The sequence below is a fragment of the Sphingomonas sp. NPDC079357 genome (assembly GCF_044901155.1).
In the GTDB taxonomy this organism is placed as follows: Bacteria; Pseudomonadota; Alphaproteobacteria; order Sphingomonadales; family Sphingomonadaceae; genus Sphingomonas.
In genome coordinates this window covers 690,649-717,146 of sequence record NZ_JBJDOM010000001.1, presented here as the reverse complement: position 1 = coordinate 717,146, position 26,498 = coordinate 690,649, and the positions used below count along the sequence as shown (strand labels likewise).

24 protein-coding genes and 1 riboswitch are annotated in these 26,498 nt (G+C 68.5%); of the genes, 13 read left to right on the top strand and 11 right to left on the bottom strand.

The window, feature by feature from the left end:
* Positions 1 to 23: 23 nt before the first annotated feature.
* From ACI2JO_RS03305 to ACI2JO_RS03275, 7 genes are all read left to right on the top strand, one after another.
* Positions 24 to 1,121, top strand: coding sequence for a lactonase family protein (locus tag ACI2JO_RS03305; RefSeq protein ID WP_404719317.1), 1,098 nt, complete (start codon positions 24 to 26; stop codon positions 1,119 to 1,121).
* A 78-nt stretch (positions 1,122 to 1,199) separates the two neighbouring features.
* Positions 1,200 to 1,691, top strand: a complete 492-nt coding sequence (locus tag ACI2JO_RS03300; protein WP_404719316.1) for a 2Fe-2S iron-sulfur cluster-binding protein — start codon at positions 1,200 to 1,202, stop codon at positions 1,689 to 1,691.
* Positions 1,688 to 2,677 (top strand): FAD binding domain-containing protein, encoded by a 990-nt coding sequence (locus tag ACI2JO_RS03295; protein ID WP_404719315.1) that lies wholly within the window; start codon positions 1,688 to 1,690, stop codon positions 2,675 to 2,677. The genes ACI2JO_RS03300 and ACI2JO_RS03295 overlap by 4 nt, the downstream gene beginning before the upstream one ends.
* The gene (locus tag ACI2JO_RS03290) at positions 2,674 to 5,016 is read left to right on the top strand and encodes a xanthine dehydrogenase family protein molybdopterin-binding subunit (protein WP_404719314.1); all 2,343 of its coding nucleotides are present in this window, start codon (positions 2,674 to 2,676) and stop codon (positions 5,014 to 5,016) included. The genes ACI2JO_RS03295 and ACI2JO_RS03290 overlap by 4 nt, the downstream gene beginning before the upstream one ends.
* Positions 5,017 to 5,095: 79 nt before the next feature.
* Positions 5,096 to 5,587, top strand: coding sequence for a nucleoside deaminase (locus ACI2JO_RS03285; protein ID WP_404719313.1), 492 nt, complete (start codon positions 5,096 to 5,098; stop codon positions 5,585 to 5,587).
* Between the two features lie 276 nt (positions 5,588 to 5,863).
* Entirely contained in the window at positions 5,864 to 7,129 is a 1,266-nt protein-coding gene (locus tag ACI2JO_RS03280; RefSeq protein ID WP_404719312.1) for an MFS transporter, read from the top strand.
* 70 nt (positions 7,130 to 7,199) lie between these two features.
* Positions 7,200 to 8,450 carry an arsenic transporter gene (locus ACI2JO_RS03275; protein WP_404719311.1) on the top strand — a complete coding sequence of 417 codons (1,251 nt, stop codon included), beginning with the start codon at positions 7,200 to 7,202 and terminating at the stop codon, positions 8,448 to 8,450.
* Positions 8,451 to 8,495: 45 nt separating this feature from the next.
* On the opposite strand, the gene ACI2JO_RS03270 is transcribed toward ACI2JO_RS03275, so the two are convergent.
* A complete protein-coding gene (locus ACI2JO_RS03270) occupies positions 8,496 to 8,903 on the bottom strand; it encodes a hypothetical protein (protein WP_404719310.1) in 408 nt (135 codons plus the stop codon).
* 264 nt (positions 8,904 to 9,167) lie between these two features.
* Positions 9,168 to 9,791, bottom strand: a complete 624-nt coding sequence (locus ACI2JO_RS03265) for a TetR/AcrR family transcriptional regulator (RefSeq protein WP_404719309.1) — start codon at positions 9,789 to 9,791, stop codon at positions 9,168 to 9,170.
* Positions 9,792 to 9,868: 77 nt separating this feature from the next.
* Positions 9,869 to 9,956, top strand: a riboswitch (glycine riboswitch).
* Positions 9,957 to 10,084: 128 nt separating this feature from the next.
* Between ACI2JO_RS03265 and ACI2JO_RS03260 the strand changes: the two genes are divergently transcribed.
* The 4 genes from ACI2JO_RS03260 to ACI2JO_RS03245 all read left to right on the top strand — a co-directional run bounded on the left by ACI2JO_RS03260 (position 10,085) and on the right by ACI2JO_RS03245 (position 16,016).
* The gene (locus tag ACI2JO_RS03260) at positions 10,085 to 11,485 is read left to right on the top strand and encodes an L-serine ammonia-lyase (protein WP_404720314.1); all 1,401 of its coding nucleotides are present in this window, start codon (positions 10,085 to 10,087) and stop codon (positions 11,483 to 11,485) included.
* Positions 11,486 to 11,637: 152 nt separating this feature from the next.
* Positions 11,638 to 12,195, top strand: coding sequence for a PAS domain-containing protein (locus ACI2JO_RS03255; protein WP_404719308.1), 558 nt, complete (start codon positions 11,638 to 11,640; stop codon positions 12,193 to 12,195).
* Positions 12,188 to 15,640: a CheR family methyltransferase gene (locus ACI2JO_RS03250; protein ID WP_404719307.1), complete on the top strand. Its 3,453-nt coding sequence runs from the start codon at positions 12,188 to 12,190 to the stop codon at positions 15,638 to 15,640. Before ACI2JO_RS03255 ends, ACI2JO_RS03250 begins: the two co-directional genes overlap by 8 nt.
* Positions 15,633 to 16,016 (top strand): response regulator, encoded by a 384-nt coding sequence (locus ACI2JO_RS03245; RefSeq protein ID WP_404719306.1) that lies wholly within the window; start codon positions 15,633 to 15,635, stop codon positions 16,014 to 16,016. The genes ACI2JO_RS03250 and ACI2JO_RS03245 overlap by 8 nt, the downstream gene beginning before the upstream one ends.
* A 47-nt stretch (positions 16,017 to 16,063) precedes the next feature.
* Here ACI2JO_RS03245 and ACI2JO_RS03240 read toward each other — a convergent pair whose 3' ends face one another.
* From ACI2JO_RS03240 to ACI2JO_RS03200, 9 genes are read right to left on the bottom strand one after another with little or no spacing between them, the layout of a single operon-like run.
* Positions 16,064 to 16,405 carry a hypothetical protein gene (locus ACI2JO_RS03240; RefSeq protein ID WP_404719305.1) on the bottom strand — a complete coding sequence of 114 codons (342 nt, stop codon included), beginning with the start codon at positions 16,403 to 16,405 and terminating at the stop codon, positions 16,064 to 16,066.
* Complete coding sequence (locus ACI2JO_RS03235; RefSeq protein ID WP_404719304.1) at positions 16,402 to 17,406, bottom strand: chemotaxis protein CheB; 1,005 nt, start codon at positions 17,404 to 17,406, stop codon at positions 16,402 to 16,404. The genes ACI2JO_RS03240 and ACI2JO_RS03235 overlap by 4 nt, the downstream gene beginning before the upstream one ends.
* Before the next feature lie 37 nt (positions 17,407 to 17,443).
* The gene (locus tag ACI2JO_RS03230; protein ID WP_028965251.1) at positions 17,444 to 17,884 is read right to left on the bottom strand and encodes a chemotaxis protein CheW; all 441 of its coding nucleotides are present in this window, start codon (positions 17,882 to 17,884) and stop codon (positions 17,444 to 17,446) included.
* Positions 17,885 to 17,904: 20 nt separating this feature from the next.
* Positions 17,905 to 18,279, bottom strand: a complete 375-nt coding sequence (locus ACI2JO_RS03225; RefSeq protein WP_404719303.1) for a response regulator — start codon at positions 18,277 to 18,279, stop codon at positions 17,905 to 17,907.
* 34 nt (positions 18,280 to 18,313) lie between these two features.
* Complete coding sequence (locus ACI2JO_RS03220) at positions 18,314 to 18,880, bottom strand: chemotaxis protein CheD (RefSeq protein WP_404719302.1); 567 nt, start codon at positions 18,878 to 18,880, stop codon at positions 18,314 to 18,316.
* Complete coding sequence (locus ACI2JO_RS03215; RefSeq protein WP_404719301.1) at positions 18,877 to 19,902, bottom strand: chemotaxis response regulator protein-glutamate methylesterase; 1,026 nt, start codon at positions 19,900 to 19,902, stop codon at positions 18,877 to 18,879. Before ACI2JO_RS03215 ends, ACI2JO_RS03220 begins: the two co-directional genes overlap by 4 nt.
* Positions 19,899 to 20,750 (bottom strand): CheR family methyltransferase, encoded by an 852-nt coding sequence (locus tag ACI2JO_RS03210; RefSeq protein WP_404719300.1) that lies wholly within the window; start codon positions 20,748 to 20,750, stop codon positions 19,899 to 19,901. The genes ACI2JO_RS03215 and ACI2JO_RS03210 overlap by 4 nt, the downstream gene beginning before the upstream one ends.
* Entirely contained in the window at positions 20,747 to 22,930 is a 2,184-nt protein-coding gene (locus ACI2JO_RS03205) for a chemotaxis protein CheA (RefSeq protein WP_404719299.1), read from the bottom strand. The genes ACI2JO_RS03210 and ACI2JO_RS03205 overlap by 4 nt, the downstream gene beginning before the upstream one ends.
* A 32-nt stretch (positions 22,931 to 22,962) precedes the next feature.
* Positions 22,963 to 23,226: an STAS domain-containing protein gene (locus tag ACI2JO_RS03200; RefSeq protein WP_404719298.1), complete on the bottom strand. Its 264-nt coding sequence runs from the start codon at positions 23,224 to 23,226 to the stop codon at positions 22,963 to 22,965.
* A 235-nt stretch (positions 23,227 to 23,461) separates the two neighbouring features.
* Here ACI2JO_RS03200 and ACI2JO_RS03195 point away from each other — a divergent pair, with 235 nt between their 5' ends.
* The gene (locus ACI2JO_RS03195) at positions 23,462 to 24,553 is read left to right on the top strand and encodes a DUF2332 domain-containing protein (protein ID WP_404719297.1); all 1,092 of its coding nucleotides are present in this window, start codon (positions 23,462 to 23,464) and stop codon (positions 24,551 to 24,553) included.
* An 82-nt stretch (positions 24,554 to 24,635) separates the two neighbouring features.
* Positions 24,636 to 26,474: a methyl-accepting chemotaxis protein gene (locus ACI2JO_RS03190; RefSeq protein ID WP_404719296.1), complete on the top strand. Its 1,839-nt coding sequence runs from the start codon at positions 24,636 to 24,638 to the stop codon at positions 26,472 to 26,474.
* The last annotated feature ends 24 nt before the right edge of the window (positions 26,475 to 26,498 follow it).

Sequence of the window (26,498 nt, the reverse complement as noted above, 5' to 3'; positions counted from 1 at the left end):
GATAAAAGGGGTTGGCTGGCGCGATGAGCGACGATCGAACCCTGATGATGACGCGACGCGCCTGCGTCGGTGGCCTGCTGGCGCTGGGCGCATTGCCGGCGCGGGCGGCGGTGGCGGCGCCGGCATTATGGGTAGGCACCTATGTCGCCGAAGGCGGGGCGGGCGTGGTGCCGCTGCACAAGGTCGGCGATGCGTGGGGGACCGGCGCGGCGGTGGCCGGCATCCGCAACGCCTCGTTCGCGGTCAGCGGCGCGCGCGGACTGCGCTACGTGCTCGACGAGCAGCAGAAAGGCGGGCTGGGCGTCTACGATCGTGGCTTCCGCCGGGTCGCGGTGTCGTCGACTCTGGGCGCGGACCCGTGCCATGCCGCGCTGTCGCCGGACGGCGGGATGCTGGCGGCGGCCAATTATTCGAGCGGGGGCGTCGCGCTTTGGACGCTTGATCGGGCGACCGGGCTGCCGAAAGGGCCGGTGCTCGCGCTCCAGCACAAGGGCAGCGGCCCGAACAGGGAGCGGCAGGCCGGGCCGCACGCGCATTGGGTCGGCTTCACGCCCGACGGGCGGACGCTCCATTCGGTCGATCTGGGCGCGGACGCGATCTTCGCGCACCGGCTCGGGCCGTCGGGCGTCACGAACACCGAGATCGCCTATCGTGCGACGCCGGGGTCGGGGCCGCGGCATCTGGCGCGGCATCCGCGCCTGCCGGTCGCCTATCTGGTCGCCGAACTGGCGAATACGGTCACGGTGTTGCGCGCGTTGCCGGATGGGCGGTTCGTGACGCGCAAGGTGATCTCGACGGTGCCGGCCGGCTATCGTGGCGAAACCTTTGCCGGGCATATCGCGATGAATGCGGCGGGGACGCGGCTGTACGTCTCCAACCGTGGGCACGACAGTATCGCGACTTTCGCGATCGATGGCGCGGGCGACCTGCGGATGATCGGGCATGTCGCCAGCGGCGGGCATTGGCCGCGCTATTTCCGGTTGCTGGAAGCGAGCGGCGAAATGCTGGTCGCCAACCAGCGCTCGGGCGATATCGCTCGGCTGCCGGTCGGGCGCGACGGCGTCGTGGGACGGCCGACGCAGGTGGTGCGGATTCCGTCGGCGGTGTTCATCGGTCTCTGACGAGGATCTTCGCGCGCGGGGCTTCCGCCACGCGAAATGATTGTTATCCTGTGTTTCTGTCTTGAAATGGAGAGTGGGATGTCGATCGTCGTCAATGGCCTGGCGGTGGCACCGCCGGGCGATCCGCGCGTGTCGCTGCTGGATCACCTCCGCGAGACGTTGCACCTGACGGGCACCAAGAAGGGCTGCAACCAGGGCGCGTGCGGTGCGTGCACGGTGCTGGTCGATGGCGAGCGCATCCTGTCCTGCCTCGCGCTGGCGGTGCAATATGACGGACGTGACGTGACGACGATCGAGGGGTTGGCGGAGGGCGATGCGCTGCATCCGTTGCAGGCGGCGTTTATCGAACATGACGGCTTCCAGTGCGGCTATTGCACGCCGGGGCAGATCTGCTCGGCGATCGGGATGGCGGCGGAGGCCAAACGGGGCGTGCCGAGCCATGTCAGCGCGGATCTGGGCGGCGCGGTGACGCTGACGCGCGAAGAGGTGCAGGAGCGGATGAGCGGCAACCTGTGCCGCTGCGGCGCGCATAATGGGATCATCGACGCCATTCTGGAGACGGTCGCATGACGCCGTTCAGCTATGACCGCGCAGGCGATGTCGCCGAGGCGGTGCGAATGGGCGCGGCGCCGGGGGCGGCGTATCTGGGCGGCGGGACCAATCTGGTCGACCTGCTCCGCGAGACGGTGGCGCGGCCGGAGCGGCTGGTTGACGTCTCGGCGCTGTCGGATGCGATCAGCGAGACCGAGAGCGGCGGGCTGCTGATCGGGGCGGGGGTGCGCAACACCGCGCTGGCGGCGCATCCTTTGGTGCGGGAGCGCTATCCGGTGCTGGCGCGTGCGATCCTTGCGGGGGCGTCGGCGCAGATCAGGAACATGGCGACGGTCGGCGGCAATATGATGCAGCGGACGCGATGCACCTATTTCTACGACACCGACGGATCGCGCTGCAACAAGCGCGATCCGGGCAGCGGGTGCGACGCGCGCGACGGGTTTACGCGCATCCATGCGGTGCTGGGCGCGAGCGAGGCGTGCGTCGCGACGCATCCGTCGGATATGTGCGTGGCGCTCGCGGCGCTGGATGCGGTGGTGCATGTCGAGCGTGACGGCGCGGCGCGGACGGTGGCGTTCGGGGATTTCCACCGCCTCCCGGGCGAGCGGCCCGATCTCGATACCGTGCTGGAGCCGGGCGAGCTGATTACCGCGGTCGCGTTGCCGGCGCTGCCGGTCGCGGCGCGGTCGACCTATCGCAAGGTGCGGGACCGGGCGAGCTATGCCTTTGCGCTGATCTCGGTGGCGGCGGCGCTGGAGATGGACGGCGAGCGGGTGGCGGACATTCGCGTCGCGTTCGGCGGGGTGGCGCACAAGCCGTGGCGCGCGACGCGGATCGAGGAGGCGCTGCGTGGAGCGGCGCTGACCGACGCAGCGATCGAAGCGGCGGCTGGGCGTGAGTTCGCGGACGCAGAGCTGCTGCGCGACAATGCCTTCAAACCGGCGCTGGCGACGCGGACCTTGGTGGCGGTGCTGAATGCGCTGAAGACGGGAGAGACGGCATGAGCATCGTCGACGACGCCAAGCAGGCCGCGCAGGGGCTTATGATGGGGGCGATGCAGAAGCTGGTGCCGCTCGCGCCCGATAGCTGGATACCCGGCGGGGTGCCCGACCCGCTGATCGCGCGCAAGCACGGCTTGATCGGGACGCCGGTGTCGCGGCTGGACGGGGCGCTGAAGGTGAAGGGCGCGGCGGGGTTCGCGGCGGAATATCGCTTCGAGAATATGGCCTATGCCGCGCTGGTCTATGCGCCGATCGCGCGTGGGCGCATCGCGGCGATCGACAGTGCGGCGGCGGAAAGTGCGCCGGGGGTGGTGCTGGTGATGACGCACCGCAACGCGCCGCGGATGAAGAACATGCCGGTGTTCGGCTCGTCGCCGAATGCGGTCGGGCCGCACAATCTGCCGGTGCTGCAGGACGATCGCATCCACTGGAACGGACAGCCGGTGGCGTGCGTGCTCGCCGAGACGCAGGAGCAGGCCGATCATGCCGCCTCGCTGCTGGACGTGACCTATGACGCCGAGCCGTCGACCACGACGGTTGCCGGGGCGGTGGCAAACGGGACCGAGCAGGCGACGTTCTTCGGCCAGCCGCTTCGCAACGACGTCGGCGATGCCGAGGCGCTGCTGGCGAAGGCGCCGGTCAAGGTGGACCAGACCTACCGCACGCCGCGCCACAACCACAATCCGATCGAGCCGCACGCCGCGACGATCGCCTGGGTCGACGGCGGGCTGGTGATCCACGACGCCAGCCAGATGGTCTCGCAACAGGCCGAGTCGATCGGCACGGTGTTCGGGCTGGCGGCGGACAAGGTGCGGCTGACCTCGCCCTATGTCGGCGGCGGTTTCGGCAGCAAGGGGCTGTGGGACCATCAGGTGATCGGCGCGGCGGCGGCGAAGCTCGCTGGACGCCCGGTGCGGATCACGCTGTCACGCGAGGGCGTGTACCGGACGGTCGGCGGGCGGTCGCAGACCGAGCAGCGCGTCGCGATCGGCGCGCAGAAGGACGGGACGTTCGACGCGATCGTTCACACCGGACTGTCGGTGATGACCCCGCACAACAACATGCCCGAGCCGTTCATCCTCGGCACGCGCTGCACCTATGGAGCGCGCAGCTTCGCGCTGAAGGTCGAGGTGGCGCGGATGAACATGCTGGCCAACACCTTTATGCGCGCGCCGGGCGAGGCGGTCGGCACCTTCGCGCTGGAGGTGGCGGTCGACGAACTGGCGGTCGAGCTGGGGATCGACCCGGTCGAGCTGCGGATCATCAATGAGCCCGAGAAGGACCCGCTGAGCGGTGTGCCGTTCTCGTCGCGGCATATCGTTACCGCGTGGCGGCAGGGCGCGGAGCGGTTCGGCTGGGCGGGGCGCGATCCGCGTGCCGGCGTGCGGCGCGAGGGCGAGTGGCTGGTCGGCACCGGCTGCGCGACCGGCACCTATCCCTATTACCGGATGCCGGGCGCGGAGGCGCGGATCACGCTGACGCGCGACGGCGATGCGGTGCGCGCGCAGGTGGATGTCGCGGCGGCGGAGATGGGGATGGGCACCGCCACCACCACCGCGATCGTCGCGGCGGAGCGGCTTGGGCTGCCGATCGAACAGGTCGAGGTCGGCTATGGCGACTCCGCGATCCCCGGCGCGATCATGGCCGGCGGGTCGCAACAGACCGCGGCGATCGGCGCGGCGGTGATCGCGGCGCACAATGCCCTGGTCGCCGATCTCCTCAAGCTGGCGGGCAACGACTCGCCGCTGGCGGGACTGTCGGCGGGCGAGGTCGGCAGCGTCGACGGCGGGCTGGCGAGCCGCACCGATCCGTCGCGGCGCGAAAGCTATGCGTCGATCCTGTCGCGCGCGCAGCGCGGTGCGGTGTCGGTGACGAAGGCGGGGTCGATGCCGCTGGAGCTGATGCACTGGTCGATGCACTCGCACAGCGCGATCTTCTGCGAGGTGCGGGTCAATGCGGTGACGGGCGAGTTGCGCGTCAGCCGGATGCTGGGGTCGTTCGATTGCGGGCGCATCCTCAACCCGCGCACCGCCACCAGCCAGTTCCGTGGCGGAATGATCATGGGGCTGGGGATGGCGCTGATGGAGGAGACGCAATTCGACGAGCGCAACGGGCGGATCATGAACCCGAGCCTCGCCGAATATCACCTGCCTGTGCATCTGGACGTGCCGGAGATCGACGTGCTCTGGACCGACATCCCCGATCCGCACACCCCGATGGGGGCGCACGGGATCGGCGAGATCGGGATCACCGGCGTCGCGGCGGCGGTCGCCAATGCGGTGTGGCACGCGACGGGCAAGCGGGTGCGGGAGTTGCCGATCACGTTGGACAAGTTGTTGTAGTTTTTGGCCGTCGTCCCGGACTTGGTCCGGGACGACGGAGAAGGCGGGGTCGAAATTCGCGCTGCCGCGTTCAGCGGCGATGACACAGGATGACGAACGCTGGATGCGCGAGGCGATCAGGGTCGCGCGGTCCAAGGGCAGCGACCCCTCCACCTCGCCGCTGGGATCGGTGATCGTGCGCGGCGGGCGGGTGATCGCCGCCGAGCGCAACCAGACCCACGAACTGCCCGACGCCACCGCGCACGCCGAGATGATGGCGATCCGGCGCGGGTGCGAGGCGGAGGGCGAACTGGAGCTGCGCGATGCGACGCTCTATTCGACGCTGCAACCGTGCGGGATGTGCACGATGGCGTCGATCTGGTCGAAGGTCGGGCGGGTCGTCTATGGCGCGGGGCGCGACGACGTCCATGCGATGTATTTCGAGGCGAAGCATGTCGACACGCTGTCGTTTATCGCCGACGCCTATCGCGACGATATCGTGATCGAGGGTGGGTGCCTGCGCGAGGAATGCGCGGCGCTTTACTATCCGCCGGATGCCGAGCTGCCGGAGGAGGAGCAGGCGAACCTGTAGCGTGGGCTGGCCGAGTTTTTTTCTTCTTCCGTCATCCCGGACTTGATCCGGGATCCCGCTTCTTCTTTCTTCGCCGTGGAGAAGAAGCGAGGCCCCGGATCAAGTCCGGGGCGACAGGCATCGGTACGAGGCGGAGCACGCCTCATCAGCGTCCCCCCAACTGGATCACGGCCCTCGGCAGCTTCTGAACGCCGGTCAGCAATATAAATCAGGTTTGAACGGGATATTTCGAACTGTTGCCGGGTTGGGCGCGCGAACGGTGAAGGAGCGCGGACCATGGCGACGGTGGCTGACACGCGTGGCGGAGCATCACCGGCGCGTGATGACGAGCGGAAGCGCGCGAGGCGGCCGCTAGAGGCGCTCAACTTCTTCATGGCGGACATGCAGGCGGGGATCGGCCCGTTTCTGGGCGTGTTCCTCCAGCAGCGCGGCTGGACCGCGGGGCCGATCGGCTCGGTGATGACCGCCGGCGGGGTCGCCGGAATGTTGATGACCGTGCCCGCCGGCGCATTCATCGACCATACCGAGAAGAAGCGGCTGGTGGTGATCGTCACCGGCATCTGCACCGTGATGGCGTCGTTCCTGATCCTGTTCTCGCAGGCGGGCTGGGTGGTGACGGTCAGCCAGGTCGCGACCGCGATCGCGGGTGCGGCGATCGGCCCGGCGGTGACCGGCATGACGCTGGGGATCGTGCGCCAGAAAGGCTTCAACGCGCAGAACGGGCGCAATCAGGCGTGGAACCATGCCGGGAACATGGTCGGCGCGGGGCTGTCGGGGTATCTCGGCTGGAAGTTCGGGATGCCGGCGATCTTCTATCTCGCCGCCGTGTTCGGGGTGCTGGCGATCACCAGCGTGCTGCTGATCCCGGAAAAGGCGATCGATCACCGCGCGGCGCGCGGGTTGGAGAAAGGCGATGACGACGCGGAGGGCGGACAGGCCGAAGGATTCCGTGCGCTGCTCCGGAACAAGCCGATGCTGGTGCTCGGCGCGGCACTGGCGTGTTTCCATCTCGGCAATGGCGCGATGCTGCCGCTTTACGGGCTGGCGGTTGTCGGCGCCGGGAAGGGCAATGCGGCGATCTTCACCGCCGAGACGGTGGTGGTGGCGCAGGCGGTGATGATCGTCGCGTCGCTGATTGCGACCCGGATGTCGGCGGGGCGTGGCTATTGGCTGGTGTTGCTGATCTCGTTCGCGGCGCTGCCGGTGCGTGGCGCGCTGGCCGGGACGTTCATCGAGCACTGGGGGGTGTGGCCGGTGCAGGCGCTCGACGGGATCGGCGCGGGATTGCAGAGCGTCGCCGTGCCCGGACTCGTCGCGTGCCTGTTGAACGGGACGGGCCGCGTCAATGTCGGGCAGGGTGCGGTGATGACGGTGCAGGGCGTCGGCGCGTCGCTGAGTCCGGCGATCGGCGGGTGGCTGGCGCAGGAACTCGGCTATCACATCGCTTTCTATATCCTCGGCAGCTTCGCTTTGGTGAGTGTCGCGCTGTGGGTGGTGTTCGCGGGCGTGGTGCGCGAGGCGTGCGTGACGGCGCAGGCGTGACTCGGGTGCTGGCGGAGCGCGGGACGTTCGGGCAGGGGGGCGGCATGTCGATGCTGTCCGGTCGCGCGCGATGATCCTTGCCACCGGTATGACCTGGGGGATTTGTGCCGCCGCGACTGCGGGGGTGATCGCGCGACCGTTCCGCTGGCCGGAGGCGATCTGGGCGGTGGCGGGCGCGGTGGCGCTGCTGCTGTTCGGGCTGGTGACGCCGGGCGACGCGCTATCGGCGGTGGCGAAGGGCGGCGACGTCTATCTGTTCCTGATCGGCATGATGCTGTTGAGCGAGACCGCGCGCGAGCAGGGGCTGTTCGACTGGGTGGCGGCGACGGCGGTCGTCCATGCCGGGGGTTCGCCGACGCGGCTGTTCCTGCTGGTCTATGCGACGGGTGTGATCACGACGACCTTCCTCTCGAACGACGCGACCGCGGTGGTGCTGACCCCGGCGGTCTATGCCGCCGCGCGCAAGGCGAAGGCCGAACCGCTGCCGCTACTGTTCGCCTGCGCGCTGATCGCCAATGCCGCGAGCTTCGTGTTGCCGATCTCGAACCCGGCCAATCTGGTGTTGTACGGGGGGAAGATGCCGCCGCTGGGGGCGTGGTTCGCGTCGTTCGCCGGGCCGTCGATGGCGGCGATCGTCGTGACGTTCCTTGCCTTGCGTTACGTCGAGCGCGCGCGGCTGACGGGGACGTGTGAGGCGGCGGTGTCGCGCGCGCCGTTGAGCCTCGCAGGCAAAGCGGCGCTGGCGGGGATTGCGGCGACGGCGTTGCTGTTGCTGGTGGTGTCGGCGCTCGACCGGCCGCTAGGATTGCCAACCTGCATCGCGGGCGTGGCGACGATGTTGGGGGTGGCGTTGTTGGTGCGCCGCTCGCCGGTCGACACGATGCGCGCGGTGTCGTGGAGCGTGCTGCCGCTGGTCGCGGGGCTGTTCGTGCTGGTCGAGGCGCTCGACCGCACCGGGGTGATCGCGCGGGTGGCGAATGGGTTGCGCGGGCTGGCGGCGGATCCCGTGCGTGGCGCGGCGTGGAGCGGGACGATCCTCGCCTTTGCGTCGAACCTGATGAACAACCTGCCCGCCGGGCTGATCGCGAGCACCGCGGTGGCGCAGGCGCAGCCGCCGCGCGTGATCGTCGATGCGCTGCTGATCGGGGTCGACCTGGGACCGAACCTGTCGATCACCGGGAGCCTCGCGACGATCCTGTGGTTGCAGGCGATCCGGCGCGAGGGTGAAGATGTCGGCTTCTGGCGGTTCCTGAAGGTCGGCGCGGCGACGATGATCCCGGCGCTGGTCGCGGCGCTGGGGGTGAGATTGTTGATCGGGTAGCCTCTTCTGCTCACCCCTCCCGCGAGGGGAAGGGCTTTCTGAGGGTCAGCGCTGCGCGCTGCGCAGTCTGGCGACGCCGATGCTGTCCATCATCAGCTCATATTGCGCGGGCGAGAAGCCGGCGCGGAGGAAGCGCTTCAGCTCGTCGGTCGGGATCGTATAGCCATAATGCCAGCCGAGCACCGCGATGCGGCGCAGCGCCTCGAGCCGTTCGTCGGCGAGCATGTGGTTGTGCGGCGGCTTGAACAGCACCGCCATCGCCTTGGCGATCCGGCCGGGCTTGTCGAGCGACCAGAGCCGGTCCTTGCGGGCGAGCGCGACCACCGACCATTCGAGCGCGCTGAGCCGCGCGGGCGCGTCGGTCGGCAGCGGATCGGCGCATGGCGTGATGGCGGCAGGAAGGGGGGCGGTGGTAACGACCGAGCGGTCGTCGTCGAGCATCAGATAGGCCATGGGCGGACTCCCTTGGAAACGGGCGGGCGCAGCCGTTCCCGACATCGCGGACGACGGGTGGAAGCGCTGGCAGGTGGCAGGCGAAGAACGGGCGGACCGCGACCTTTTCAGGACGCGCCGGGATGGGCGAAGCAACGAGGATCCATAACCGGCTCCTGCGATGATGGGGCGCCGGGTTGGCTCCTCATTCCATACCGTGTGGTATATAAAGCGTCCGAACGCCCGTCAACGGCTTTGTGTACCGATCGGTAATTTATTTTTCGGTCAGGACGTCGGCCACATCGACAAGGCGATCGAGACGACGCCGTCGAGTTCCTCGCGCGTGACGCCGGAGGTCGCCAGCACCGCCATCCCCTGCAGGATCGCATAGAGATAGAAAGCGAGCCCCTGCGGATCGAGGTGCGCGGGCAGATCGCCGTCCTGCCGCGCCTGTTCGAAGCGCGCGACGAGCGCGGCGTTCGAGGACTGGCGGCGCTCCATGATGTGCGCCTTGATCGAATCGCCCTCCGCACCGCAGGCGGTGGCGCTGATGACGCCCATGCAGCCCTTCGGGTCGCAGGTGCTGGTTTGCGCCGCGACTGCGCCGCGCATGAAATGCTCCGCGACCGCGCGCGCGGTCGGCTGCTTCAGCGCCTCGCGCGTATAGGCCAGCTTCTCCGCCTCGTAGCGGTCGAGCGCCTGGTGGAAGAGCTGTTCCTTGTTGCCGAACGCGGCATAGAGGCTGGGCTTGGTGATGCCCATCGCGGCGGTGAGGTCCGCCATCGACGCGCCGTCATAGCCCTTTGCCCAGAACACGCCGAGCGCGGCCGACAAGGCTGCATCGGGGCAGAATTCGCGCGGACGCCCACGGGTGGGAGCAGGAGCGTCGGCGGTGGTGATCGATTCCATAACGGGCGGTATATAATAACGCCGACCCGCGGCGTCGAGGGGCGCTTGACCGGCCCGGTGCGCTCCCCGATACCGCCCGTGTCGATTTGGGAGAGACCGGGCAGGCCCGGCGCCGAAGGAGCAACCGCCCCGGAAACTCTCAGGCAAAAGGACCAGATCGACGACGGACATCTGGAGAGAGGCGCGGGGATAGTCCCGGCGTCCGCCGACGGGATAGCGATCTCAGGCGCAAGGGACAGATGGGGCATGCAGGCGCCGCGCGGGGCGTCCGGGGAGAGCACATGCACGTCGACATGACCCATCAGCCGCTCGATCGCTGCGCGACGCGTCCGATCAGCGTGGCGGAATTGTTCACGATCGGCATCGGGCCGTCGAGTTCGCACACGGTGGGGCCGATGCGCGCGGCGTTCGACTTCGCACAGCGCGCGATCGGGCGGGAGCAGGACGTGGTCGCGGTGCGCTGCGACCTGTACGGCTCGCTGGCGCTGACCGGGCGCGGGCACGCGACGGACACCGCCGCGATCCTCGGGCTGGCGGGGTGGGAGCCGGAGCGCCTCGAGCCGGATGACGCGCCGGCGGTGTTGGAGACGATCCGCGAGACCTCGCGATTGCGGTTGGCCGGCGAGCGCACGATCCCGTTTGCCGAGGCGGCGGATCTCGTCTTCCATCCGCGCGATTTTCTGCCCGAACATCCCAATGGCATCAGCTTTACCGCGCGGCTGGCGGACGGGACCGGCTACACTGAAACCTATTTCTCGATCGGTGGCGGTGCGATCCTGCGCAAGGGCGCGCCGGTTGCGGCGGCGAATGTCGCGGTGCGCCACCCGTTCTCGTCGAGTGCGGAGTTGCTGGCGCTCGGCGACGCGACCGGGCTGACGATCGCACAACTGGTGCGCGCCAACGAGGAAGCGTGGCGCAGCGGCGCGGAGGCTGACGCGTTCCTCGACGCCGTGCACGCGGCGATGAACGCGTGCATTGATCGCGGGATTGCGCAGGACGGGCTGCTACCCGGCGGGCTGAAGGTGCGACGGCGGGCGCGGGCGCTGGAGCAGGCGCTGACCGGCAACACGCCGGGGCGCAACCCGGCGGAAGTGTTCGAATGGGTCAGCCTGTGGGCGCTGGCGGTCAACGAGGAGAATGCGGCGGGCGGGCGCGTCGTCACCGCACCCACCAACGGCGCGGCGGGCGTGCTGCCGGCGGTGCTGCGCTTCTACGAGACGCTGGTCGCGCAGACCAAGCCGGCGCCGGTGCGTCAGCAGGGCGTGCGCTGCTTCCTGTACACCGCCGCGGCGATCGGGATGCTGTACAAGAAGCGCGCGTCGATTTCGGCGGCGGAAATGGGATGCCAGGGTGAGGTCGGCGTCGCCTGTTCGATGGCGGCGGGCGCGCTGGCGGCGGTGCTGGGCGGCAGCAACCGTCAGATCGAGAATGCCGCCGAGATCGGGATGGAGCATAACCTCGGGCTCACCTGCGATCCGATCGGCGGGCTGGTGCAGATCCCATGTATCGAGCGCAACACGATGGGCGCGGTGAAGGCGATCAACGCCGCCTATCTGGCGCTGCGCGGCGATGGCAGCCATGTCGTCAGCCTCGACGCGGTGATCGAGACGATGCGCCAGACCGGCGAGGACATGCGGACGCAATATAAGGAGACCAGCCTCGGCGGGCTGGCGGTAAACGTGGTGGAATGTTGATCCGACGGTGATCGCCAAGGGTGCGGACGAAGAATTTTCGGCCGGTCTGGCGCATACCGCCCAGCCGCGGGGCACTGACGCGAGCGAAGACGGTTGTAGTCCCTATGCCTTCGGGCGTAACCCAGATTTGGATCGTCGTGATCGGAGTATGCGTGACAACCGACTTGCCTCCTGCTCTACTCGACTATCTGCAGCAGTCGCGCGTTGCGCTCGCCGTCGCGACCGCCGATGACGATAATCATCTGCTCGCCGTCAGCGCGCGCTTCTGCGAACTGACCGGCTATGCGTCGGAGGACGTGCTCGGGCGCAACTGCCGGATGTTGCAGCGATCCGCGCCCAATATCGAGCCGCGCGAGCGGCTGCGCGAGTTCCTCGCCAGTCCGCGGCAGGAGAATGTGCGCACGCCGATCGTCAATTTCCGCAAGGACGGCACGCCCTTCGTCAACCTGCTGTATATGTCGCGGCTGCGCGCGATCGACGGGTCGGCGAACTATATCTTCGCCTCGCAATTCGATGTCAGCCGCTCGCAGCCCGACATGCTGAGCGATTATGATAGCGAACTTGGACGGACGCTGGGGCGGCTGACCCCAATCGCGCGCGATGCCGGTATCGTCGTCGAAGGTACGCTGCTGACGATCGCTAATAGCGCCGCGACCGTTGCGCAGGCCAAGCTGATGCTCGCCGGGCTGGAGCAGGACCCCCGTGCATAGCGGTTCGCGCGCCGCCACCGGGCGAACGGTGCCGGTGGTAGGAATCGGCGCGTCGGCGGGCGGGCTGGAAGCGCTGCGCGAGATGCTGGCGCCTGCGCGGCGGCCGACCGGGCTGGCGTTTGTGGTGGTCCAGCACCTCGACCCCAATCACGAAAGCATGCTGGCCGAGCTGCTCGATCGCACAACCGCGCTGGAGGTGCTGCAAAGCGCCGGTGGTGAGCGGATCGAGGCCGACAAGGTCTATATCATCCCGCCGGGACGCGGGCTGGCGATCCGCGACGGCGTGCTGGAGCTGACCGACTTCGCGCAGCCGCGCGGGATGCGGCGGCCGATCGACGACTTCTTTCAGTCGCTGGCCGGCGATCAGCAATCGAACGCCGCCTGCGTGATCCTGTCCGGCACCGGCGCGGACGGCACGACCGGGCTGCGCGCGATCAAGGAGAACGGCGGCGTCGGCGTTGTCCAGCAACCGGAGAGCGCGCGCTACGACGGCATGCCGCTGTCGGCGGTGGGCACGGGGCTGATCGACTTCATCAAGCCGCCGGGCGAGATCCTCGAATGTCTGCGCGGCTTCTTCGGACGGCGCAACAGCGAGCCGGGCGAGGTCGAGGCCGGGGTGGTCGCGGATCATGTCGACGAATTGTGCCGCGTGCTGCGCAATGCGATCGGTCACGACTTTTCGGGCTACAAGCGCTCGACGCTGATCCGCCGGGTCGAGCGGCGGATGCACGTGCTGGGGATCGATACCGGGCGGGACTATCTGTCACGGGTGCGGAGCGATGCCGACGAGTGCGAGGCGCTGTTCCGCGACCTGCTGATCAACGTTACACGCTTCTTCCGCGACGCCGAGGCGTTCGAGACGCTGCGCAAGCAGGTGATCGAGCCGCTGCTGCGCGACCGCGCCACCGACGATGATCTGCGCGTGTGGGTGCCCGGTTGTTCGAGCGGCGAGGAAGCCTATACGATCGCGATGCTGTTCGCGGAGGCGGCGCGCACGTCGGGCCAGCCGTTGGCGGTGCAGATCTTCGCCACCGATATCGACGAGCAGATGCTGACGATCGCGCGCGAGGGCAGCTATCCGGCCGCGGCGCTGGTCGATCTGCCGCCCGCGCTGCGCGAGCGTTATACCGTGCCGCACGCCGAGCGGTTCACGATCGCAGGCCAGATCCGCGACATGATCCGCTTTTCGAACCACAGCGTTGTCAAGGATCCGCCCTTTTCGCGGATCGATCTGGTGTCGTGCCGCAACCTGCTGATCTATTTCGACGATCGTTTGCAGCAATCGGTGCTGCCACTGTTCCATTATGCACTGCGTCCCGGCGGCTTCCTGTTCCTGGGACCGTCCGAAAGCGTCGGGCGGTTCGAGCATCTGTTCACCGTGGTCGACCAGCATGCGCGGCTCTATGAACGTGCGCCGGGGGCGCCGAGCTATCCGATCGACCTGCCCGGCAACTCGCGCCCGACCGGCGCCCGGCGAGAACGTGACAGCCGCGGTGACGGGCCGGCGCTGACGAACGAGAGCGCCGCGATCCGGCGGATCGTCGACCGTTATGCCCCGGCCAGCCTGATCGTCGATCAGGACGGCGGGATCACCGCCGCCTATGGCAAGCTGGGTCGCTATTTCGAGTTCCCGGTGACGCGCACCGGCGGCAGCAGCGCGATCAATCTCGCGCGGCCGGGCCTGCGCACCGTAATCGGGCCGCTGCTGCGACAGGCGCGCGACGAGCGTCGCCCCGTGGTGGCGCGCGATGTCGAGGTCGAGACCGATTATGGCGTGCAGCCGGTCGAGGTGATCTGCGATCCGCTGGGTGACGGCACCCTGCTGTTCGTGTTTCGCGACAGCGGCGCGTTCCGCCCGTCCGATCAGGGGGAACTGGAAAAGCTGGCCGCCACCAACGACGATCATCTGGAGGCGATCGAGGATGAGTTGCGGCTGACGCGCCATCGGCTGCGCACCGCGATTGAGGAACTGGAGACCGCGAACGAGGAGCTGAAAAGCTCCAACGAAGAAATGATGTCGATGAACGAGGAGCTTCAATCGACGAACGAGGAATTGTCGACCGTCAACGACGAGCTGAAGAGCAAGGTCGAGCAGCTGACGGTCGCGGTTTCCGACCTGCGCAACTTCCATCAGTCGACCGAGCTGGCGGTGGTGGTGCTGGATGCCGAGCTCAAGGTGCGCAGCTATACCGACGCGGCGGTGTCGATCTTCCCGCTCCAGCCCGCCGACCGCGGCCGGCCGCTGAGCGACGTCGCGAGCCGGCTGCGCGGCACCGACTATCTGGAGGATGCGCGCGCGGTCGCGGCGGGTGCCCCGGCGACGCAGCGGCGCGTGACGACCAGCGACGGCGAGCGCGTGTTGTCGCTGCGCGTGCTGCCGTATCGCACGCAGAGCGGCGCGGTTGACGGCACGACCCTGGTGCTGACCGACATCACCGAGGCGCTGTCGCTTGAACGTCAGCTCGCCGCCGAGCGCGAGCGCCTCGATCTCGCAATCAAGGCGGCGGGGATCGGGGTGTGGGAATATTGCCCCGAGACCGGTGAGACGGTGCTCGACGGGGTTGAGCAGCGGCTGTTCGGCATGGCGGGCGAGGAAGCGACGCGGATCGATCCGCTGCTCGACCGGATCGAGCCCGAGGACCGCGGCGCAGTGGAGACGGCGCTGCGTCGCGCGGTGGAGCGCAACGGCGATTACGAGGCGACGTTCCGGCTGCGGCCCATCGAGGGCAGGGCACGCTGGATCAAGGGGTTCGGCCGTGTAATCGCAGGGAGCAACCCGCCGCGGCTGGTCGGCGTGTCGATCGACGTCTCTCCCGAATATACGCTGGCGGAAACGCGCGAGCTGATGCTGCGCGAGATGAACCACCGCGTAAAGAACCTGTTCGCGGTGATCGCCGGGATGGTCACCGTCGCCGCGCGCAATCATGACGAGGTGCGCCCGTTCGCAACCGACCTGCGGCGGCGGATCGCGGCGCTGGGCAGCGCGCACTCGCTGGCGTCGCCGGCCGGGCAGCCGCAGGCGATCGGGCTCGACGAACTGGTCGACGCGACGCTCGCGCCGTATCGTGACCATTCGCACATTACGATCGAAGGGCCGAAGATCGCGCTCAACCGGCGGTGCCTGTCGTCGATGGCGCTGATCCTCCACGAATGGGCGACAAATTCGGTCAAATACGGTGCCTTGTGCGCCGAGAGCCGAGACGGCGAGCGCGACGCGGGCACCGGGCTGACGGTACGCTGGCAGGTGAACGACGATGGGCTGGAGCTGGCGTGGGACGAGATCGGAGAGAGCGACCAGAACCTTGACGCGCCGCCGCGCGGCTTCGGATCACTGCTGGTCGACACAAGCGTCCGACAATTACTTGGTCATGTACGGAGCGAGGCGGCCGGCCGTTCGTTTCGGCTGCGAATGAAACTTCCTGTGAGTGTGCTTGCCCGTGACTGAGTCAGCCGTCATCGATGTCCTGCTGGTGGAAGACGAATTGTTCATCGCCCTCGATCTGCAGGAAACGATCGAGGATGCGGGCTTCCGCGTGGTCGGCCCGTGCGCGACGGTCGTGGAGGCCGAAGCGGCGATCCAGCGTCATGCGGCGCGGTTCGCCGCCGCGGTGCTGGACGTGCGGCTGGCGGACGGTACGGTCTTCCCCGTCGCTGACCGGCTTCAGGCGGCGGGGATCCCGTTGCTGTTCCATTCCGGCCATGCCGATGATGCCGACCTGCGACGCCGCTATCCCAGCGCGACGGTGTGCCCGAAGCCGAGCGCGCCGGACGCTCTGGCTAATGCGCTGCGTGGCTGCGCGGGGCGAAAACAGGCCGCGTAACGCTCCCGATCACGCCCGGGGTGACGGTGTCAGGGCGAGGCGCGTCATCACGACGCCTCGGAGGCCGGACGCGGTCCGCCAGCGAGAAATGCGCGGAGGCGGTCGGCCATGTCCTGCAAGGTCACTTGCGCGATATCGCCGTCTGATCCGTTCGACGTGCGGAGCAGGTCCGCGATCGCGAGTTGGATCTGTGTGATATGGTCGATGCGTTGCAGACTGGCCATGTGCCGGCGCAGCGTCGCGCCATCACTGCCCAGGTCATAGGCGAGATCGGCCAGCATGCTCGACGCGAGCACCAGCTCGGCGGCGAGCGCCTGTGCGAGCGGGCGCGGCACGCCGGCTGTCGACACCTCCCCGACCGGCAGGGGCATCGCCGCCGCCGCGGTCACTTGGAGCACATCTTCATGACGCCGGCGACCAGCGCGTCGCTGGCGACCGGCTGTGAGACCATGCCGCGCGTCAGCGTGAAGCCACCGCCGCTTTCGGCCGGGGCGAAGGCATAGCCGCCCGCCGCGTTGAGCGCGCGGAGGCCGCCCGCACCATCCTCGTTGGCGTCAAGCAGCAGCACCCCGACCGCGTTCGCCGCCGCCGCCTTTGCCGCGGAGGCGAACAGCAGCGAGATCGACGGACGCTCGCCCGCGACCGGGTCCTTGGCGAGCAGGCGCAGCGTGCCGTTCGGCCAGCTGTCGATGACCAGATGCGCGTCACCGTGCGGGGCGAGGTAGATCGTGCCCTGTTCCGGCTTCATCCCGTCGGTCGCGACCACCACCTTGGCCGCGCATTGCTCGGCGAGCTTCTCGGCCATGCTTTCGACCAGACCCGGACCGAGATGCTGGACGACGACGGTCGGCGGGCAATTGGCGGGGAAGGCGGTGAACAGGTCGAAGATCGACTTCGTATTGGACGCATCGCCGCCGACCAGCAGCAGCCGCCCGTTCCAGTCGATCGGGGGTGCCTTGCCGGTCTTCGGCGCGGCCTTGGGCTTCAGGTCGGCTTTCTTGGCGGCCTTCAGGCGCTTGGCGAGCTTGGCGATGATCGCGTCCAGCTCTGCGGGCGCCGCGACCCGCGGCTTGGGGAAGCAGTCGATCGCGCCGAGCCGCAGCGCCTCGATCGACTCCGCCGCGCCGTCCTGCGTCCGGGTCGAGAACATGATGACGGGCATGGGCTTGGTGTCCATGATCTCGGCGAGATAGTCGAGGCCGCTCATCCCCGGCATCTCGACGTCGAGCGTCATGACGTCGGGGCGGGTGCTTTCCACCAGGCCGCGCGCTTCCGCCGCGCCATCGGCCATGCCGACCACTTCCACACCCGGGATCCGCTCAAGCGCGCCCGAGATCAGCGCGCGCATGGTCAACGAGTCGTCGACCACCAATACCTTTGTTCCAGCCATGACCCCGTCCTACTCTACGCGCGTTAACTAATTGTGTTCAGGCGGCATCCGCCATGGCGGCGCGCTCGACCAGCCGCTCCAGCGCCAGCACCAGGATCAGCCGCTGGTCGATCGTCGCCAGCCCGTCGAGGAACTGCTGCGCCGCCGAATCCCCCATGTCGGGGAGCGGCTGCATATCCTCGGTCTGCACCGTGACGATGTCGTTGACCGCGTCGACGATGATGCCCTGCAACTGCTCGCCGATCCGCACGACGATGATGACGTGGCGTGCGGTCGGATCGGTCATGCCCCAGCCGAGCCGATGGCGAAGGTCGAGCACCGGCAACACCACGCCGCGCAGATTGACGACCCCGCGCACATGGCTGGGCACGTTCGGCAGCGGGGTGGCAGGCGACCAGGCGCGGATCTCGCGGATCGCCATGATGTCGACGCCCAGATACTGGTCGCCGAGCTGAAAGGTGATGAGCTGACGGGACATGGGATTCGTTCCTTGTGACATCAGTGCAGCACGCGGCGGATCGCGGCGGCGAGCTTTTCGGGGTGGAAGGGCTTGACGATCCAGCCGGTCGCGCCGGCCTGACGCGCGCGCTGCTTCTTCTCGTCGGAGCTTTCGGTGGTCAGCACCAGGATCGGCAGCGTGCGGCGGCCGTCGGCGCGAACGTTCTCGATCAGCCCGAACCCGTCCATGCGCGGCATGTTGATGTCGGTGATGAGCAGGTCGGGCTCCTCCTCCTCATCGAAGCTGGCGAGCGTTTCGAGCGCATGGACGCCGTCCTCGGCCTCCACGACGTGATAGCCGAGGTCAGTCAGCGCGGCGCGCAGCAGCATTCTCATGCTGGGCGAGTCATCCACGGTCATGATCGTCTTGGTCACGGGTAACGGCTCCTGGGCAGAATACGGGGCGGAATCAGAAGAACTCGACGTCGCCGAGCGACGCAGGCGGTGGCGGCGGCGGCGGCGGGGCCGGGCGGGGGCGGATCACCGGCGCCGCGATCGCCTGCTCGGTCACGACGCGGCACCGGGCGAGGCCCACCGCCGGGCGGAACTCGACGCGCCGCGCACCATTACCGCCGACATCCTCACCGACCAGCGGGATGCGCTCGTCACGCAGGAAGCGTCGCGCGAAAGCGATGTTGTCGCCGCCGATGTCGCGAAACCCCGAGCGCATCGTCGCGCCGCCGAAGATCCGCGCCTTGAGCCGCGACCGTGCCCCGCCCATCGCCAGCATGGCATTGATGAGCACTTCCATCGCATAGACGCCGTAGCGCTGCATCGAGGCGGGATCGGAGGCATGACCCTCCGCTAACAGGTAGTGGTTAATACCTCCTACCTTGGCGACCGGATCATAAAAACATGCAGCGATGCAGCTGCCGAGCACGGTGGTGAGCACGACGTCGGTTTCACCGCTGACGCGCGTCTCGCCCTGCGCCACGGTGACCCGGCGTAGCCCATCGCGGAGCGCGAGGCCCGTCATGCACGACACTCCTGAAGCAACCGGGCGGCGATCCGGCGCAGCGGCATCTGCTGCACGACCGCGCCGATGCGATGCGCGACGGCGGGCATCCCATAGACGACGCTGGACGATTCATCCTGGCCGATCGTCACCGAGCCGGCCTGACGCATCGCCAGCATCCCCTCGGCGCCGTCCGCCCCCATGCCCGTCAGGATCGCGCCGACCGCGTCACCGGCCGCGATGCGGGCGACCGAGTGGAACAGCACGTCGACCGAGGGCTGATGCCCGCTCATCTTGGGCCCCGAAAGCAAACGGCAGTAACGCCGCGTCGCCGGGCCAGCGATCTCAAGATGCTGATCGCCGCCGGGTGCCAGATAGACCTTGCCAGGGCGCAGGACCGCGCCCGCGCGCGCTTCCTCGACGCTCGGCTTGCACAGCCGGTCGAGCCGAGCGGCAAAGCTGGCGGTGAAGCTGGGCGGCATGTGCTGGACGATCACGGTCGGCGGGCAATTGGCCGGGAAGCCGGAGAGCAGCTCGATCAACGCCTCGACCCCGCCGGTCGACGCGCCGACCGCGATCATCGACTGGTCACGTGGCATGTAATCGGCCTGCGGCGCGGGTTCGGCGGCGCGAGGGGCCGCCGCGACGCTCCGCCCCCGCGACCCGGAGGCGGCGCGGACCAGCGCGGGGAGCCGGATCGCCTCATCGGGGCGGCGCAGCGCCAGCTTGTCGAAACATTCGAATGCGCCGAGTTCGAGCGCCGCGATGCTGGCGTCCGCACCCTCGGACGTCAGCGTCGAGAGCATGACGACCGGGGTGGGGCGCAGCCGCATCAGGCGTTCGAGGAAGTCGAGGCCGTTCATGCCCGGCATCTCGATGTCGAGGGTGACGACGTCAGGATCGAGTTCCTTGATCCGGGCGCGCGCTTCCTCGGCGCTGGAGGCGGTGCCGACGACCTGAATGTGCGGATCGCTGGCCAGCGTGCGCTGGATCAGTGCCTGCATGGTCAGCGAATCGTCGACGACGAGCGTGCGGACGCTCATGCGCGCACCTTCAGATAGGCGGTGCGTCCGACGCAGTCGAACCGCGAGGCAACTTCGGGCGACAGCCGCTCCGAATGGCCGATGTACAGCATCCCCCCGGTCTCCAGATGATCGGCGAGCCGCGCCTGCAGCCTCGCCTTCGTTGGTTCGTCGAAATAGATCATGACGTTGCGACAGCAGATCGCGTCGAAGCGCCCCTTCATCGGCCATGGGCCGAGCAGGTTGAGCGGTCGGAACGAGATTACGTCGCGCAGTGCCGGGTCGACCGTGAGCCGGTCGCTGACCCAGGTCGCACGCAGTTTGGCCGGCACGGTTCGCAGCGTGTCGGCGGAATAGCGCCCGGCACGCGCCGTCTCCAGCACGCTGGGCGACACGTCGGTGGCGAGCATCCGCAGGTCGCCCTTGAGCAACCGCTGCGCCGCCGACCGGTCATGGCCGAGCGCGGCCATCAGCCAGGTATAGGGCTCCTCGCCGCTCGAACAGGCCGCCGACCACAGCCGCACACGCCCGCCACTGGCAAGGCGCTGCGCCAGCGTCGGCCACATCCGCTCGACAAAATCCTCGAAATGATGCGCCTCGCGGAAAAAGCTGGTGTGATTGGTGGTCAGCGCATCCAGCATTCGGTCGCGCTCTTCCTCGTCCTCCTCGATCACTTTCAGATAGGCCGAGACGCTGGTCAGCCCGCAGGCGCGCACGCGCGGGGCGACGCGACCGTAGACGAGCTGCGACTTGCCCTCGGGCAACAGGATGCCGAGCGTGTCGTAGACGATCCGTGCGATCCGCTGATGATCGGCGGGCGCGAAGTCGAACTCGCGTTTCGCCGAGGAGATCGGGAGCGCGGCGGTCATGCGGCGTGCGCCAGCTGCCCGCGCCGTGCCCGCTGCGAGGTGAGCGCATCGACGTCGATGATGAGCGCGACCCGCCCGTCGCCGAGGATCGTCGCGCCGGCCAGCCCGTCGATCGCCTGATAATTGGCCTCCAGGCTCTTCACGACCACCTGCCGCTGATCCTGGATCGAGTCGACCAGCAGCGCGGCCTGACCCTGATCGCCCTCGACGACGATCAGCACGGCCTTTTCCGGGTCCCGCTCGCCACTCGCGATGCCGAGCTGCTCGGCGACCGGATAGATCGGCACATAGGAACCACGCACGTCGAGCACCGATCCGTTGATGCCAATCGCGGTGACCGACCGGTCGGACGGGCGCAGGCTCTCGACGATATGGCTGAGCGGAATGACGAAGGTCTGGTCGCCGACCGTGACGATCATCCCGTCGACCACCGCGAGCGTGAGCGGCAGGCTGAGCGAGAAGCTGGATCCCGAGCCGAAGCGCGAATGGATGCCGATCCGCCCGCCGAGCGCCTGAACATTCTTGCGCACCACGTCCATGCCGACGCCGCGCCCGGAGATGTTGGAGACGGTCGCAGCGGTCGAGAAGCCCGGCGCGAAGATCAGATTGTCGACCTCCTCGTCGCTCAGCACCGCATCGGGCAGGATGATCCCGCGCTCTACCGCCTTGGCGCGGACGCGCGTGCGGTCGATGCCGCGCCCGTCGTCGGCGACGGTGATGACGATCCGGCCCGAATGATGCGCGGCCGAGAGCGTGACGACGCCGGTTTCGGGCTTGCCCGCCTTGACGCGTTCCTCGGTGGTTTCCAGCCCGTGATCGACCGCGTTGCGGATCAGGTGGGTCAGCGGCTCGCCGATCCGCTCGACGACGGTCTTGTCGACCTCGGTCATCTCGCCCTCGATATCAAGGCGGACGCGCTTCCCGGTTTCACCCTCCAGTTCACGGATGATGCGTGGCACGCGGCTGAAGACGGTCTTCATCGGCTGCGCGCGGATCGCCATCGTCGATTCCTGCAGCTCGCGCGTCAGGTGATCGAGGTCGGTCAGCTCCGAGATGCCGGCCATGTCGTTTTCGCTCAGACGCTGCGCCAGCATCGCCTGGGTGATGACGAGCTCGCCGACGAGGTTCACGAGCCGGTCGAGCTTGTCGAGATCGACGCGAATCGTCTGCGCGATCGGGGTCGGCGGCGGGGTCGGTGCGGACGCGACCGGGCGCGGCGCGGGGGCTGCCACGGGCATCGCCGCTATGGGGGGCGGGACAGGCGCCGGCGCCGGCGCCACCGCGACCGGGGCGGGGGCCGGAGCTTCGACCGCTGGGATGACCGCCGCCGGCTCCGGCGCTGCGGCGACCACGATCGTCGGCGGTGATGCCGGCGGGAGGCTGGCGACCTTTTCCAGCGTCAGCGCGCAGCCGTCGGTGAATTCGAAGACGCCGCGAATATCGTCCTCGGACACGGTCACAGGCACCGCGATCCGCCACGCCAGATACGACCGCTCGGGATCGAGCGCGGTGAGCGGCGGCAGCGTGTCGGCATCGCACGACAGCACCTGCGCGCCCATCCGCAGCAATTCGCGGATCAGCAGCAGTGGCTCGCCGCCATTGTCGAGCGCGTTCGCGGGCGGGCGGAAGGTCAGCAGCCAGCCGGGCGTGGTCGCTTCATCGCCGTCGATCGCCGGCGCCGAGGCGGCCGGACCGCCGACATCGTCGAGCATCGCCATCAGATCGTCGAAATCGTCGCTGATGCCGACAGGTGCGGGGTCGACTGCCGCCTCGACGGCCACCGGCTCGGGCGCGACCGCCGCGTCGCCGCTCGCCGCCGCGATCAGCCGGGCCAGCATCGCCGCATCGTCGGGTGCCTCGCCCCCGTCACGCGCCGCGGCGACATGATCGGCGAGCATGTCGAACGCCGCGACGATCAGGTCGACCAGCGCCGGGGTTAGCGCCAGCGACTCGCTGCGCAGCAGGTCGAGCAGCGTCTCATACTGGTGGGTATAAGCCTGCAGCCGTTCGTGCCCGAACGCGCCTGCGCCGCCCTTGATCGAGTGGACCGCGCGGAAGATGCCGTTGATCGTCTCGCCGTCATATTGCTGGTCGCGAAGCGCGGCAAAGGCGCTTTCCATGCCGGCCAGGCCTTCTTCACATTCCTGGAAGAAGATCTGCTGGATTGCATCGAGGTCCAAGGTCGGGCTCCTGCGCGAATAAGGTCTTGAGATCAGGCGGCGGCGAGGACGTCGATCGCGGCGAGTTCGCCGGCCTCGACCATCGCGACGCTGGGAAAGGCGACCTGCCACGACAGGCCGCGCGCCACCGCGGCGGCGCGCGCAGCGGCAAGCACCTGCAGGCATGCCTGCCCGATTTGATCGACCGCGACGGCATCGATCGCGACCGGCTCCGCGGCCTCGATCAGCTTCTGCAACGCCTGGCGCAGCGGGGCCGCCGCGGCGGTATCCAGTCGGGGGCTGAGGACGATCGACATCGCAAGCTTTCCTGTCAGACGGCGGCGGGGTGGCGCGGGGCGACGCGATGTTCGGTCATGATCGTCCTGTCCTTCCCGACATTGTTCGACCCCCGCGCTTCATCCGCCGACGGGGGACGGGTCAGCCGCCGATCTGCCCGATCTCTCCTAAAATGACGTTAAATGTGTCGGCAAACCGTGCGGCGTCGCTCAGCCGCCGACAGGTTAATCCGATGACAACCAATGCCTTGCATGGATGACGCGATCACGGCGGCAGCGCTGGCAGGAGATCGTGGTGTTGCAGGCAGTAAGGACGGTCATGCCGGAAGATCGGGCGGGAGAGTTGTTGCGGCAATCAGCGACGATGCGGGCGATCGGCTCGCCGTTCGTCGCGGCGGTGCTGGCAGCGGCCGACCGGCAGCTCGCCGCGGCGCCGCGGACTCGCGCGATGCTGGAAGACTGGCCGGGCGATCCGGCGACCGCGGCGGTGGCGATGCGGCTGAATGCGGCGCTGCACGCGCTGGCGCGACGCAACACGCCGCCGGTACTGGGGGCGTTGTATCGTGGCGCGCATGACGATGTCGATGGCGCGGTGCGCGCGGCGCTGCACGCGCACGACGCGTTCATCGCGCGCTGGATCGAGGAGGTGCCGCAGACCAACGAGGTCGGCCGCACCGCCGCGATCCTGGCCGCGTTGATGGAGGTCGTCGGACAGGCGCCGCTGCCGGTCGAGCTGATCGAGCTGGGGGCGAGTGCGGGGCTCAACCTCAACCTTGCGCTGTATCGCTACGATCTGGGCGGGGCGGTTGCCGGACCCGCTGATTCCCCGGTGCGCATCGCGCCCGAGTGGCGCGGCGCGCCGGCGCCCGACCGCGCGGTGGAGGTGGCAGCGGCCGAAGGGGTCGATCTTCACCCGCTCGATCCGCACGATCCGGCGACATGCGAGCGGCTGATGGCGTATGTATTCGCCGATCAGCCGGCGCGCGCCACACGGCTGGCGGCGGCGCTGGCGCTCGCCCGGCAACATCCGCCACGGATCGCGTGCGCGGACGCCGCCGACTGGCTGGTGCAGCGACTCGCGATGACGCAGCGGGCCGGGCGATGGCGGGTAATTTTCCATTCGATGATGGCACAATATGTCGACCCGGCGGCCCGCATGGCGCTGGAGCGCAGCATCGCCGACGCCGGCGCGCGCGCCGATCTTGACCGCCCGCTGGCGCGGATCGCGTTCGAGTGGAACGTGGCGCGCACCGCGGTCGAGCTGCGACTCACCGTCTGGCCGTCGGGCGGAACACGCGTGCTGGCGATCTGCCACCCCTATGGCGCTTGGATCGAGTGGCTTGGGTGAAAGTCCTGTCTTTATCCATGTTTAACTAACCAGCCGCTAAGCCCGTCGCGTGCAAGCGACGTTTGCGGCAGAAAGATCATCGATGTTCAAGACCCTGAGCATACCGAGGAAGCTGGGTTTCTCGTTCCTTGTCATCAATGCCTCCGCGGCGATCATGATGGTCGTGTTCTTCGCCAACATCTGGATGATCCGCGCGGCGACCGCGAGCAACAACCACAGCCAAGACGTCTATGCCAGGGCGCTGACGCTGGAGACGTCGATCCTGCGCGAGAACAGCCAGTTGCGCGGCTATCTGGTCACGGCCGATCCGACGTACCTGAAATCGTACAACGAAGCGCGCGCCGAGTACGACCAGACCACGGTCGCGCTCGAACAGATGCTGTCCGATCCCGGGCAGCGTGCGCTGGTGCTCACCTCACGCGAGCAGACCACCAAATGGCGGCGCGACTGGAGCAACCGGCTGGTCGCGATGGTGAAGGCCGGGCAGCGCGAAGCCGCCGAGCAGGCGGTGCGGGATGCCGGCAAGAAGGTGCTGACCAGCGCGATCGTGCTGCCGTTGCGCGACCTGCGCGACCAGGAAACCGCCGCCATCGACGAGAACGCCGCGGAGCAGGCGCACGCGCTGACCACCGCGACGATCGCACTGGTGCTGGGCGGCATCGCCCTGATCGGGATCGCGGTGATGTTGCAGACGGCGCTGAGCCGCAGCATCGCGCGGCCGGTCAGTGCGCTGACGCGGCGCATGGCTGATTTGGCCGCGGGCAAGAGCGCGATCGATGTGCCGGATACCGCGCGCGCCGACGAACTGGGCGACATGGCGCGCGCGGTGCTGGTGTTCCGTGACGCCGCGCAGGCCAAACTGACCGCCGATCAGGAACGCGAGCTGGCGATGCGGGAGATCGGCGACGGGCTGCACCGACTGTCCGAGGCCGACCTGACGGTAAAGCTGCCTGCGCTGCCGGGCTCATACGCGGTGCTATCGCGGGACTTCAACGGCGCGGTCGGAAAGCTGGCCGACCTGACCTGCAACGTGCGGCGCAGCGTCGAGACGATCAAGCAGAACGCCGAGGAGATCAGCCAGTCGGCGCGCGACCTGTCGGCGCGCAGCGAGCAGCAGGCGTCGAGCTTGCGTGAAACCGCCGCGGCGATGGACGAGATCACCGGCACCGTGCGCGAGGGCGCGTCGAACGCCGCCGATGCGAACAAGGCGATGGCGGAAGCGCGCCTTGCCGCGGAACAGGGCGGCGAGGTCGTCCGCAAATCCGTCGCTGCCATGAACGGCATCGACAAGGCCAGCCGTGAAATCGCCGACATCATCAGCGTGATCGATGGCATCGCCTTCCAGACCAACCTGCTGGCGCTGAACGCAGGAGTCGAGGCGGCGCGGGCGGGCGAAGCGGGCAAGGGCTTTGCGGTGGTCGCCAACGAGGTACGTGCGCTGGCGCAGCGTTCCGCCGACGCCGCGTCGGATGTGAAGACACGGATCCTCTCGGCGATTCACCACGTCAAATCGGGGGTCGAACTGGTCGACGAGACCGGGCAGGCGCTGGAGCAGATCATCGAGCGGGTCGGCAGCGTCAGCGTCATCATGGCGACGATCGCGCGCGCCTCCGATCATCAGGCACAAAGCCTGGGGCAGGTGAACATCGCGATCAACGAGATGGATGGCGTGACGCAGCAGAATGCAGCGATGGTCGAGGAATCGACCGCTGCCGCCAACCTGCTGGCGCGCGAGTCAGAGCAACTCGCGGGTGCGGTCGCCACCTTCACGGTCGACCAGCCGGCAGCGCGCATCGCGCCGCCGCCGTCGGCAGCGCGTCCCCGGCCCGTTACCCCGCCGGTACGGACGGTGCGCGTGGCACCGCGCGCGGTCGGCAATACCGCGCTGAAGGCGAGCGAGGACGATTGGTCGGCATTTTAAGGGGCAGTGCGCTGCCCGCCGGGT